The following is a 12,378-nucleotide window of genomic DNA, read 5'->3' on the forward strand; positions in this document are numbered from 1 at the left end:
CACCCTTGCAACTCCATATAAAGTGATGAATCAACCGGAAATTAAACAAATTACCTTACCTCCCCTTAATATCACCATACACGCCGACCAAAAAGTTAGCTTAGAGTGGCTGCATCAACAGCCTCTTCCCGTCAATAATCAACCCCCATTACCCAAATTATCTGACCATTGGCAACAGTGGATAGCCGTCAATAAACTCCTGGAATTTCCCGATCATGTTTTAGTCGAGAAAATGGTAGAAAAGGGCATCGATGTAAAACTAGCTTTAGAGGCAGTTAACCAAGCCAGCAATCACCCATATTTACAAGCAGGAAAGCAGTTTGTCCAACTCTTGCAAAAAGTCGAGTCAATGCTGACCATTCAGAGTCAATTAGCGTCTCTCTCAGAAGCATCTCCAAGCATTGACCGCAAACCCTGGGTATCTCGGTCGGAATTTTTGGAGAGTTACTATTCCCAAAATACCCCCTTAATTTTAACTGATATTCTCACAAACTGGCGCGCATTAGAATTATGGACTCCAGAATATCTTAAACAGAATTATGGACAAGCTATGGTCGAAATTCAAGCAGGAAGAGAAGCCGACCCCGACTATGAAATCAACCTACAGCGCCATCAAAAAACTGTGCGATTTGCTGATTATATTGATTGGGTTGTTTCCGGTAAACAAACCAACGACTATTATATGGTCGCTAATAATAAAAACTTAGACCGTCCTGAATTCAAAGGATTGTTAAATGACCTGGAAATATTCACAGAGTATTTAGACCCGACACAAATATCAGGTTGTATCTTCTTTTGGTATGGACCCGCCGGAACTGTTACCCCCTTGCATCACGACCCAGTTAATTTATTATTAGCCCAAGTTTCTGGTCGTAAATTCATCAGAATGATTCCTCCCTATCAAGTACCTTTTTTGTATAACCATATAGGAGTTTTCAGCGAAGTAGATTTAGAAAATCCTGACTATCGAAAATATCCATTATTTCAAAAGGTGAGACCCATTGAATTTATTTTAGAACCCGGAGAGGTAATTTTTATTCCCGTGGGTTGGTGGCATCATGTTCGGTCTTTAGAACCCAGTATCTCCGTTTCTATGACCAACTTTGTGTTCCCCAATACATACGAATGGAAATATCCACAAGTCAAGCGATAGACAATGACAATTAGTATGGTATACTTGACTGGTGATGTCGAATTATGCTATAATCAAAGGATTGGTTTTTGTCTTGGTATGGGGAAGCATTAATCAGGCTGTTAATCAGTCTAATTAGTGAACAATGAAAGCTGACAGCATCACCTAATCTCTGGTTTGATTTTTACTGGTTATCCTTGAATTATTAACTATGTGTCGTTTACTGGGCTATATCGGATATCCGATTCAACTTGAACAAATTTTGTGCAAGCCTGAACATTCCTTAATTGTGCAAAGTTACCAACCCAAGGAAATGCGGGAAGCCTTGCTAAATGCCGATGGTTTTGGGATTGGTTGGTATCATCCCACCGCCGACACCGAACCCTATCGATATCGTAATATTCAGCCAATTTGGAGTGATTTAAACTTAACTCCTCTCAGTCGCTATATTGAGTCAGGGCGAATTTTAGCTTATGTTCGCAGCGCCACTCCTGGTCAAGCCGTCAACTTGAATAACTGTCAACCTTTCCAGTCAGGAAAACTGATGTTTATCCATAATGGTTATATTCAGGATTTCCGAGAAACTCTATATAAACCCATTCGCGATCGCCTCACAGATACAAGCTATCGTTCCATAGAAGGAAACACCGACTCAGAGCATTTATTTGCCCTGTTTAAAGATAGCCTACAAAGTCAAGGAATAGCTGGCATAATGTCTGCCTTAGAACAAACATTATATACCATTGACAAAATCGCCCATACAATGCAGGTGCGAGTTCTGGCTAATATGATTATTTGTGATGGAAAGCAAATCGTAGCTTCCCGCTATGCTGTAGCAGGTATTCCTCCCAGTCTTTACTGGTTAAAAAATGATAAAAACTTCCCAGAATCAGTTATCATTGCTTCGGAACCTTTATTTCCAGGAAAGTGGCATCTTTGCCCAGAACAAAGTATAATTAGCGTCGGAGAAGATTGTGATATCCATATCCACCCCCTCACTCAAACAGACCATTTATCACGCCCTGCATGAATGCCGTCTCGGCACCTTAAAACTCATTGAAAGAATTGATCGAGAAACCCTCTGTGCCCAGCCTCACCCAGACTTTAGCCCTGTAGGTTGGCATTTAGGGCATATAGCCTTTACCGAAGCCTATTGGCTATTAGAAGAATGTGCAGGCTATCAACCATTATATCCAGAATATAGGCAACTTTTCACTGCTGATGGTCTCCCCAAAAATCAACGAGTTCAGCTTCCGTCCCTAGAGTTTATTTTAGAGTATTTATCCTTGGTGAGAACCCAAGTTATCAAATACTTAGAAACCGCACCCATAGAAACACAGGAAAGGCTATGGCGGTTTATTGTCCAACATGAATCTCAACACGGAGAAACCATCGCCATAGTCCTACAATTATATAGATTTGAGGTACAAAACAGCAATTTTTCCCTATTTTCTGATGTTCCTATGTTGTCAGTTTCCGAGGTCGAAATACCCGCCGGAGAGTTGACCATGGGAAATGAAGCCATTGACGCAATGGATAATGAACGCCGCCTTCATAGTTGTTATTTAGATCAATATTGGATTGATACTTACCCCGTCACCTGCGGTCAATATCGCCAATTTATCGAGGCGGGAGGCTATCATAAAGCTAAATGGTGGTCTAATGATGGTTGGGAGTGGCTTAAACATAACCATTACCAACAACCTCTTTATTGGACTGATAACCCTAGTTTAGATAATCACCCCGTTTGTGGTGTGAGTTGGTATGAAGCCGAAGCCTATTGTAATTTTGTCGGGAAGAGACTTCCCATAGAAGCCGAATGGGAAAAAGCCGCTAGTTGGGATAGGGAAGCTGGAAAAAAACGCACTTATCCCTGGGGCGAAGAACCCCCTACACCCGAAAATTGTAACTGTAACTCCCTGGGAAAAAATATTACTAATCAACCCCTAACTACCCCCGTGGATAGGTATTCTTCAGGAGTTAGCGCCGCTGGAGTTTATGATTTATTAGGTAATGTGTGGGAGTGGACTAGCAGTAATTTTATGGGTTATGAAGGATTTGAGTTTTATCCCTATCGTGGTTATTCTGAAACTTATTTTGATAACCAACATAAAGTTTTGCGCGGTGGTAGTTGGATAACTCGTCCCTGGGCTATGCGTTGCAGTTTTCGCAATTGGTATTATCCCCATGTCCGCGAAATTTTTGCCGGGTTTCGTTGCGCCAGAAGCAATAATTGATAATTAATAATTAATAATTAATAATTAATAATTGGGTAGGGGCGGGTTCCGCCGTCAATTGGGTGATTAATGGCGGTCTAAATAAACCCGCCCCCAACCATGTATAATGGCAATGTAGGGGCGGGTTCCGCCGTCAATTTGGTATTCAACGACGGTCTAAATAAACCCGCCCCCAACCATCGTGAATTGTGGTGATTAATGGCGGTCTAAATAAACCCGCCCCCAACCATGTATAATGGCAATGTAGGGGCGGGTTCCGCCGTCAATTTGGTATTCAACGAAGGTCTAAATAAACCCGCCCCCAACCATCGTGAATTGTGGTGATTAATGGCGGTCTAAATAAACCCGCCCCCAACCATCGTGAATTGTGGTGATTAATGGCGGTCTAAATAAACCCGCCCCCAACCATCGTGAATTGTGGTGATTAATGGCGGTCTAAATAAACCCGCCCCCAACCATCGTGAATTGTGGTGATTAATGGCGGTCTAAATAAACCCGCCCCCAACTTATAGGGGTGGATGAATTAATTTATATTATTGACAAAATCATGGGTAACTTTGACAAAACTTTCGGTTTTTTCGTATGGTAAAACATTACGACCCGGAATTACTATAGACTTGGATTTTTTCCATCCTTTTTCGTAGAATTGCCCACGATTATCTACTGTTTCTGACTTCCCACTGCGACTAATACTAGAGGCTTTTTCGCCAAACACCACCAGGGTCGGCTGAGTCAAATTTGCCATGTCTTGGGTATAGTCTTGTCGCCAAAATCCTGCTAAAAATGAAAAGACTGCATAGCGACTTTTGGGGTCTTTTGAACCTATTGCTAACAGGTCTAACCATTCGCGATCAACATCTTTGGCTTCAGCAAATAATTGTTTAATTGAAAAAGACTGTAAAAACTGTTCCCGACAAGCATAATTCCAAAATAGTCGCCCAGCTGGGGTATCAAAAAATAGGTTCCACAATAGACGCTGTTTAGTGGGTGATGAAGTCTCGGTCATGACTCGCCAAGCTGGGGGACCTGATAACACTATTCCCCGCACACTTTCTGGGTATGTTTTACTGAGGGCGATCGCCACTGGTAATAAAGCACCCTGTGCTACTAAAATCACTGGCTGCTTGATTACTGTTTCAATTAAACACTGTAGTTGTTCCGCCCAGTCTGTGGTTTGATAAGCTACTGCTGGTTTATCACTTTCCCCACACCCCAGCAGGTCTGGGCTATATATGGGGTTATTATATCCCTGCCATTTATCACAAAATCTATACCAAAAACGCCGAGATAATCCTACTCCAATAGGATGGATTAATAGTAGGGGAATATCTGCGGATTTTTCGGAAGATGAGGGATGAAATTCATAGGCGCATTGATACCCACGCCATTGGTAGTATTCTATGGGTTTTTGAGTCGGTTGGGAATTACTCATAATCATGATAGTAAGTGATGTTTATGGCGGCGGTTTACTTGAAGCGATCGCTTGATTCGCTCTCGGTTACAGGTGCTTCCCTGGTTTCAGTTTCTGGTTGGTCTCGCACAATTTTAGGTAAGGCGGCTGGAGTCCCCGGTTTCGTTTCTATTTTAGTTAATCCGGGAATCTCAAAGCTGCTGAAAAAGTTTTTAATTTTCTCTAAAATTGGCGTTTCCGAGTCGTTATTGGAAGATTTGGGTAGTTCCAAGTTTTGCCCAAGTTTCTGTAATTGGTTTCCGGCTACTGGTTCGGAACTTTCTGATGTGGGATTTTCTGGGGGTAAAGGTTCCCTTGGGGCTACAGGTTCAGGTTCTGAGACTTCCTCTTCCTCAACTACAGGTTCAGGTTCTGAGACTTCCTCTTCCTCAACTATAGGTTCAGGTTCTGAGACTTCCTCTTCCTCAACTACAGGTTCAGGTTCTGATATTTCCTCTTCCTGTTCCTCAACTATAGGTTCAGGTTCTGATATTTCCTCTTCCTGTTCCTCAACTATAGGTTCGGGTTCTGAGACTTCCTCTTCCTCAACTATAGGTTCGGGTTCTGAGACTTCCTGTTCCTCAACTATAGGTTCAGGTTCTGATATTTCCTCAATTTCAGGAGAGGGGGCTAAAGTTGGACTGGTATAGTTCGCATCAACTAAACTTCTAGCTTGGGATAGGGATAATTGACCGCGAATCAGTTTAGATAGAGTATCTTGGTTTTTGGGGTCGTAGGTGAGAACTCTCGCGGTGTTGTTGTAGACGTTATTAAGGGGTTCTCCGAGTTCGCCTAAAAATTCCAGTTGTACCCAGTTTTTACCGGGTTGGAATCCTTTTAAATATATGGGTTCCCAGCGATCGATAATAAAACTTTCGCCGTTGACGGTGACGCGGATACGCCAATCGATGATTTCATCTTCTGGATCTTCCTGGGCGATTAAATGTAGGGGGGCGTTGTCTAAATAGAAGTCCAGCAAAATGGGTTCAGCACCATAGGTTCCTTGGGGACGGTTATAGGTAAGTAAGGGAAGGTTGGGATCTGGGTTGTTATTGGGGGTTTTGGTGTAAATGTGAAATGTGGCGATCGCACTTGAACCATCATTTTTGAAACTTTCGCCCCAGGGATAGACCGCAAAAACTCGCAGGGTATGGGTTCCTGGTTTGAGGTCTGATAGGATAATCGGTTCCGTGGGATTGTAAATATCGCGATCGCTGTCGTTGTCGATAATTAAATGTAAGTGGGGACCATCACCTAGTTTTTCGTCTCGGAAGGTGGGGAAGTCCAAAACTTGTAGTTGGACTGTGACATTATTATCCTCTAGCAATTGGTCGGGTTGAGGACTAAGAATTTGGACTTGAGGTTGATAGCGATCGAGGGCTGGGTGTAATTTTTGAATGATATCTGGGGGTGATACTTCCGAAATACTCTGCTTAACAGTTTTCGCTGATGATGGAGTCTGGGTAATTGATGGATCGGTGGGTTCAGAGTCACCACACCCAGTCATCTGAAACGTGATTACTGCGACGAGTAAAATAGTCAGCAGTTTTTTGATGGGAGTCCACCAGAACTTGTTCACAGACACAATTAAATAAACTCCTAAAACCCAAATCGTGCAAAGAAACCGTATTGTATGCAACTATAGCCCAAAACAGATCCGATCCTTAATATATATGTCAAACACATATTGATAAAATGCTGATTATCCTTAACATTTTTATCTATGTCCAGGAGCTGCCATGATCCAGCGACTGGTCCCGCTACCAACTGTATATAAAAGTAGTTGATGGCAGCAAATTTTAAGTTTTGTAACGGTTCAATGCAGATCTTTACAGAGTTTTTCGGCTGATATGGGCTAAATCCAAGATTTTATAGGGGTTTTAGGAATTCTTAATTATTGTTACCGACTCCCCCATGTGACTCGGAAAGATGATATACAATTTACAGACAGCAGCAGCTGACGGCAGAATCAAAAACTGTTGTAGACAGCAGCTACAGTTGTCGTTATAATATGCCTTTAAATGCCCAAGGCAAAACTAAGGGTTTGTTGTTGCCCCCAACAAAGGTTAAGAACACTCTAAACTTTTGTGAAGGATGATGAAGGGGCTTAAAAATCCCGTTTCAGAATCTGCAACAATATTTTGTTATTTGTGATACGGAGAGGAGAGTCTAAATGACCATCAGTCCTCCAGAGCGGGAGGTAAAAGCCAAGGTCACGGTAGACAAAGACCCAACTCCTACCTCTTTTGAAAGGTGGGGAAAACCCGGTCATTTTCGCCGCGATCTTGCCAAAGGTCCAAGTACGACAACCTGGATTTGGAACCTGCACGCCGACGCTCACGACTTCGATAGTCATACCAGCGATTTAGAAGATATTTCGCGCAAAATCTTTAGCGCTCACTTCGGCCATCTGGCAGTAATCTTCATTTGGCTGAGTGGTGCATATTTCCACGGCGCGAAGTTTTCCAACTACGAGGCTTGGTTAACAAACCCAACAGGGATTAAACCGAGCGCACAAGTTGTATGGCCCATCTTTGGCCAAGAAATTTTGAATGCCGATGTAGGTGGTGGCTTCCAGGGCATCCAGATCACTTCTGGATTGTTCCAATTATGGCGAGCTTCCGGTATCACCAACGAGTTCCAACTCTACTGCACAGCGATCGGTGCATTGGTGATGGCGGGTCTAATGCTGTTCGCTGGTTGGTTCCACTACCATAAACGTGCTCCCAAACTGGAATGGTTCCAGAATGTGGAGTCGATGATGAACCATCACCTAGCTGGACTATTGGGCTTAGGCTGCTTGGGTTGGACTGGACACCAAATTCATGTGTCTTTGCCAATTAACAAGCTGCTAGATGCCGGGGTGGCTCCTAAAGACATCCCCTTGCCCCATGAGTTCATTCTGAACTCCAGCTTGATGGCGGAACTGTATCCCAGCTTTAAGCAAGGACTAACCCCATTCTTCACTTTAAATTGGGGAGTTTACGCAGACTTCCTAACCTTTAAGGGTGGTTTAAATCCTCAGACTGGCGGTTTGTGGCTGTCCGATACAGCTCACCACCACCTAGCTCTAGCAGTTCTATTCATCATTGCCGGTCATATGTACCGGACGAACTGGGGTATTGGCCATAGCATGAAGGAATTATTAGAAGCTCACAAAGGCCCCTTCACTGGAGAAGGTCACAAAGGGCTCTATGAAATTCTGACAACTTCTTGGCACGCTCAACTAGCTATTAACTTAGCGATGTTGGGTTCCTTGAGCATCATTGTGGCTCACCACATGTATGCCATGCCTCCCTATCCCTATATCGCAACAGACTACCCCACTCAACTGTCTCTGTTCACTCACCATATGTGGATTGGAGCATTCTGTATTGTGGGTGCTGGTGCTCACGCTGCCATCTTTATGGTGCGGGATTACGATCCGGCTAAGAATGTTAACAACTTGCTAGACCGGGTAATCCGTCATCGGGATGCCATCATCTCTCATCTAAACTGGGTTTGTATCTTCCTGGGCTTCCATAGCTTTGGGCTGTACGTCCATAACGACACCATGCGTGCCTTTGGTCGTCCCCAAGATATGTTCTCTGACACAGGAATTCAACTGCAACCTATCTTTGCTCAGTGGGTGCAAAACCTGCACACCCTAGCACCGGGCAATACAGCCCCCAATGCCCTCGCCAGCGTTAGTCCTGCCTTTGGCGGTGATGTAATTGCTGTGGGTGGCAAGGTCGCAATGATGCCGATCGCATTGGGTACGGCGGACTTCATGGTTCACCACATCCATGCGTTCACCATTCACGTGACCGTTTTAATTCTGCTCAAAGGTGTTCTGTACTCCCGCAGTTCTCGCCTAATTCCCGATAAAAGCGAGTTGGGATTCCGCTTCCCCTGCGACGGCCCTGGTCGTGGCGGCACCTGCCAAGTATCTGGTTGGGACCATGTATTCCTTGGCTTGTTCTGGATGTATAACTCCCTGTCAATTGTGATTTTCCACTTCAGTTGGAAGATGCAGTCTGACGTTTGGGGAACCGTCGCCTCTGACGGCACGATTAGTCACATTACCAATGGCAATTTTGCCCAAAGTGCTATTACCATTAATGGATGGTTGCGTGATTTCTTGTGGGCGCAAGCCTCTCAGGTAATCAACTCCTATGGGTCAGCCCTTTCAGCCTACGGCTTGATGTTCTTGGCGGCTCACTTTGTCTGGGCTTTCAGCCTGATGTTCCTGTTCAGTGGCCGTGGCTACTGGCAAGAACTAATCGAGTCTATTGTTTGGGCACACAACAAGCTCAAAGTGGCTCCAGCCATCCAACCTCGCGCTCTGAGCATCATTCAGGGTCGTGCGGTGGGAGTAGCTCACTACCTTCTGGGGGGAATTGTCACCACCTGGGCATTCTTCCTCGCCCGCATCATCTCCGTAGGATGAGGGTTCTTCGCTCGGGAATCGGGGTAACTACCTCGATTTCCCAGGGCGGACTTAATGAGAACACCATTTAGTTAGGACTTATGGCAACGAAATTCCCAAAATTTAGCCAGGATTTGGCTCAAGATCCGACCACTCGTCGGATTTGGTACGGGATTGCCACAGCCCATGATTTTGAGACTCATGATGGAATGACCGAGGAGAATCTTTACCAAAAGATTTTTGCCTCTCACTTTGGACACATCGCCATCATTTTTCTCTGGACTTCTGGCAGCCTGTTCCACGTCGCTTGGCAAGGCAATTTTGAACAGTGGATCAAAGATCCCTTAAATGTACGTCCCATCGCTCACGCCATTTGGGACCCCCAATTTGGGCAACCCGCTGTTGACGCATTTACCCAAGCTGGCGCTTCTAACCCGGTTGATATCGCATACTCTGGTGTTTACCACTGGTGGTACACCATCGGGATGCGGACCAATGGAGACCTCTACCAAGGTTCTATCTTCCTGCTTTTACTGGCTGCAGTGTTCCTGTTTGCTGGTTGGTTGCACCTGCAACCCAAGTACCGCCCCAGTCTGTCCTGGTTCAAAAACGCTGAATCTCGTTTGAACCACCACTTGGCAGGTCTGTTCGGTGTTAGTTCCTTGGCTTGGACTGGTCACTTGGTTCACGTCGCTATCCCCGAATCTCGCGGACAGCACGTGGGTTGGGATAACTTCTTGAGCACTCTGCCTCACCCGGCGGGTTTGGCTCCCTTCTTTACTGGTAACTGGGGAGTTTACGCTCAGAATCCTGACACCGTTCGTCATGTGTTCGGTACTTCTGAAGGTGCAGGGACTGCAATTCTGACTTTCTTAGGTGGATTTCATCCCCAAACCGAGTCCCTGTGGCTGACCGATATGGCTCACCACCATCTGGCGATCGCAGTGATTTTCATCATTGCGGGTCATATGTACCGGACTAACTTCGGAATCGGTCACAGCATCAAAGAAATGTGCGATGCCAAAGACTTCTTTGGTCGTCGTCTCGAAGGTCCTTTTAATATGCCTCACCAAGGCATTTATGAGACCTATAACAACTCTCTCCACTTCCAGTTAGGATGGCACTTGGCTTGTCTGGGTGTAATCACCTCCCTGGTTGCCCAGCATATGTACTCCATTCCTCCTTATGCTTTCATTGCTAAGGACTACACCACGATGGCTGCTCTTTACACGCACCATCAGTACATTGCTGGCTTCTTAATGGTCGGTGCTTTTGCTCACGGCGCTATCTTCCTGGTTCGTGACTATGATCCTGAGCAAAACAAAGGTAACGTTTTAGCTCGCGTTTTGGATCACAAAGAGGCAATCATCTCTCACCTGAGCTGGGTGTCTCTGTTCCTCGGATTCCACACCTTAGGCATTTATGTCCATAACGATGTTGTGGTCGCCTTCGGTACTCCTGAAAAGCAAATCCTGATTGAGCCTGTGTTCGCTCAGTTCATTCAGGCTGCTCATGGTAAAGCGGTTTATGCAATGGATGTGCTGCTTTCCAATCCTGAAAGCATTGCCACCACTGCTTGGCCTAACTACGGTAACGTTTGGTTGCCTGGCTGGCTGGATGCCATCAACTCCGGCACTAACTCTCTGTTCCTAACCATCGGCCCTGGCGATTTCTTGGTTCACCATGCGATCGCTCTCGGTCTGCACACCACCACCCTGATTCTGGTCAAAGGTGCGTTGGATGCTCGTGGTTCCAAGCTGATGCCCGACAAAAAAGACTTCGGCTATGCCTTCCCTTGTGATGGCCCCGGCCGTGGCGGTACTTGCGACATCTCCGCTTGGGATTCCTTCTACCTAGCTATGTTCTGGATGCTCAACACCCTGGGCTGGTTAACCTTCTACTGGCACTGGAAGCACCTGGGTATCTGGCAAGGTAACGTTGCTCAGTTCAACGAATCTTCTACCTACTTGATGGGATGGTTCCGCGATTATCTGTGGTTGAACTCTTCCCAGTTAATCAATGGTTACAACCCCTTCGGAACTAACAACCTCTCTGTTTGGGCCTGGATGTTCCTGTTCGGACACTTGGTTTGGGCAACTGGTTTCATGTTCCTGATTTCCTGGCGTGGTTACTGGCAAGAACTCATCGAGACCATTGTTTGGGCTCATGAGCGCACTCCTTTGGCGAACCTGGTTCGCTGGAAAGATAAGCCAGTGGCTCTGTCCATCATTCAAGCTCGCGTTGTTGGTTTAGCTCACTTCACGGTTGGCTATATCCTCACCTATGCAGCCTTCCTAATTGCCTCAACTGCTGGTAAGTTCGGTTAAACTGAACCCTAATGTTAGGTAATTAGTTGCAAGTCCTCCACCATTGGTGGGGGGCTTTTTTTTGACTAATAATTAATTGATGGACTAATTAAAACCATGTTCGCTGAGAAATTCTGGGGTAATTTCTGGGGTGGCTGTGAGAGATTGCTGATGATAAATATTCAGGGAATCGGTGGAATTTATACTGAGAAGTTTGGCGACATATTTACCCAAAATATCGGCTTCCAAGTTGACTAAACTACCAGTTTCCAAGGTGCAAAGATTAGTATTTTGGTAGGTGTGAGGGATAACAGCGACTGCAAACCAACGACTATGACGATCGCATTCGGAAATAGTCAGACTCACCCCATTAACAGCAATACTACCCTTAGCAACCAAATAGGGAGCAATCTGTTGATTCCACAGACCAGCATCACTGGGGGGAACAAAACGCATTTCCCAGGAATTCCCCACAGACACCGCCGCCTCGAGAGTGGCGATCGCATCAACATGACCCGTAACAAAATGTCCTCCCAACTTACTTCCCGCACGCAGGGAAGCCTCCAAATTCACATAACCATTTAAATTACTACCCAAAGTAGTCCGACCCAAAGTTTCCGGGGAAGCCTCCGCCACCAAGCCACGGGGCATAATTTCCACCACTGTTAGACAAACCCCATTAACCGCGACACTATCACCGATCGCCAAATCCCCCAAAATCAGATCAATTGCACCCACCTGACAATCGATCTGAAAACGCGATCGCCCCAAACTCTCAATCGTCCCCAAGGCCTGAATTAATCCGGTAAACATAACTTTTTTCCCGTATCAAGTGAACGTTAAAC

The 12,378-nt window shown here is 45.5% G+C and carries 8 protein-coding genes; 5 read left to right on the top strand and 3 right to left on the bottom strand.

Features of this window, described 5'->3' with window-relative positions; all coding sequences use genetic code 11:
• Positions 1-25 precede the first annotated feature (25 nt).
• From XZ46_RS04315 to XZ46_RS04325, 3 genes are all read left to right on the top strand, one after another.
• Positions 26-1,153: a cupin-like domain-containing protein gene (locus XZ46_RS04315; RefSeq protein WP_008057285.1), complete on the top strand. Its 1,128-nt coding sequence runs from the start codon at positions 26-28 to the stop codon at positions 1,151-1,153.
• A gap of 190 nt (positions 1,154-1,343) precedes the next feature.
• The gene (egtC, locus tag XZ46_RS04320; RefSeq protein WP_008057284.1) at positions 1,344-2,162 is read left to right on the top strand and encodes an ergothioneine biosynthesis protein EgtC; all 819 of its coding nucleotides are present in this window, start codon (positions 1,344-1,346) and stop codon (positions 2,160-2,162) included.
• Positions 2,107-3,369 carry an SUMF1/EgtB/PvdO family nonheme iron enzyme gene (locus XZ46_RS04325; RefSeq protein ID WP_008057283.1) on the top strand — a complete coding sequence of 421 codons (1,263 nt, stop codon included), beginning with the start codon at positions 2,107-2,109 and terminating at the stop codon, positions 3,367-3,369. Before egtC ends, XZ46_RS04325 begins: the two co-directional genes overlap by 56 nt.
• Positions 3,370-3,892: 523 nt before the next feature.
• On the opposite strand, the gene XZ46_RS04330 is transcribed toward XZ46_RS04325, so the two are convergent.
• Together XZ46_RS04330 and XZ46_RS04335 are read right to left on the bottom strand one after the other, a co-directional pair.
• Positions 3,893-4,807, bottom strand: coding sequence for an alpha/beta fold hydrolase (locus XZ46_RS04330; RefSeq protein ID WP_006621390.1), 915 nt, complete (start codon positions 4,805-4,807; stop codon positions 3,893-3,895).
• Between the two features lie 28 nt (positions 4,808-4,835).
• The gene (locus XZ46_RS04335; protein WP_035758717.1) at positions 4,836-6,404 is read right to left on the bottom strand and encodes a hypothetical protein; all 1,569 of its coding nucleotides are present in this window, start codon (positions 6,402-6,404) and stop codon (positions 4,836-4,838) included.
• A 588-nt stretch (positions 6,405-6,992) separates the two neighbouring features.
• Between XZ46_RS04335 and psaA the strand changes: the two genes are divergently transcribed.
• Positions 6,993-9,248 (top strand): photosystem I core protein PsaA, encoded by a 2,256-nt coding sequence (psaA, locus tag XZ46_RS04340; protein WP_006670108.1) that lies wholly within the window; start codon positions 6,993-6,995, stop codon positions 9,246-9,248.
• An 80-nt stretch (positions 9,249-9,328) separates the two neighbouring features.
• Positions 9,329-11,554 carry a photosystem I core protein PsaB gene (psaB, locus tag XZ46_RS04345; protein ID WP_006621387.1) on the top strand — a complete coding sequence of 742 codons (2,226 nt, stop codon included), beginning with the start codon at positions 9,329-9,331 and terminating at the stop codon, positions 11,552-11,554.
• Between the two features lie 84 nt (positions 11,555-11,638).
• Here psaB and XZ46_RS04350 read toward each other — a convergent pair whose 3' ends face one another.
• A complete protein-coding gene (locus XZ46_RS04350) occupies positions 11,639-12,346 on the bottom strand; it encodes a riboflavin synthase (protein WP_006670106.1) in 708 nt (235 codons plus the stop codon).
• Between the last annotated feature and the right edge of the window lie 32 nt (positions 12,347-12,378).

The sequence above is a fragment of the Limnospira indica PCC 8005 genome (assembly GCF_000973065.1).
GTDB classification, from domain to species: domain Bacteria; phylum Cyanobacteriota; class Cyanobacteriia; order Cyanobacteriales; family Microcoleaceae; genus Limnospira; species Limnospira fusiformis.

What these genes read in the sequence shown, in the direction of transcription:
- XZ46_RS04315 (WP_008057285.1), top strand. Translation starts at nt 26, where the DNA reads ATGAATCAACCGGAAATTAAACAAATTACCTTACCTCCCCTTAATATC.
- egtC (WP_008057284.1), top strand. Translation starts at nt 1,344, where the DNA reads ATGTGTCGTTTACTGGGCTATATCGGATATCCGATTCAACTTGAACAA.
- XZ46_RS04330 (WP_006621390.1), bottom strand. Translation starts at nt 4,807, where the DNA reads ATGATTATGAGTAATTCCCAACCGACTCAAAAACCCATAGAATACTAC.
- psaA (WP_006670108.1), top strand. Translation starts at nt 6,993, where the DNA reads ATGACCATCAGTCCTCCAGAGCGGGAGGTAAAAGCCAAGGTCACGGTA.
- psaB (WP_006621387.1), top strand. Translation starts at nt 9,329, where the DNA reads ATGGCAACGAAATTCCCAAAATTTAGCCAGGATTTGGCTCAAGATCCG.
- XZ46_RS04350 (WP_006670106.1), bottom strand. Translation starts at nt 12,346, where the DNA reads ATGTTTACCGGATTAATTCAGGCCTTGGGGACGATTGAGAGTTTGGGG.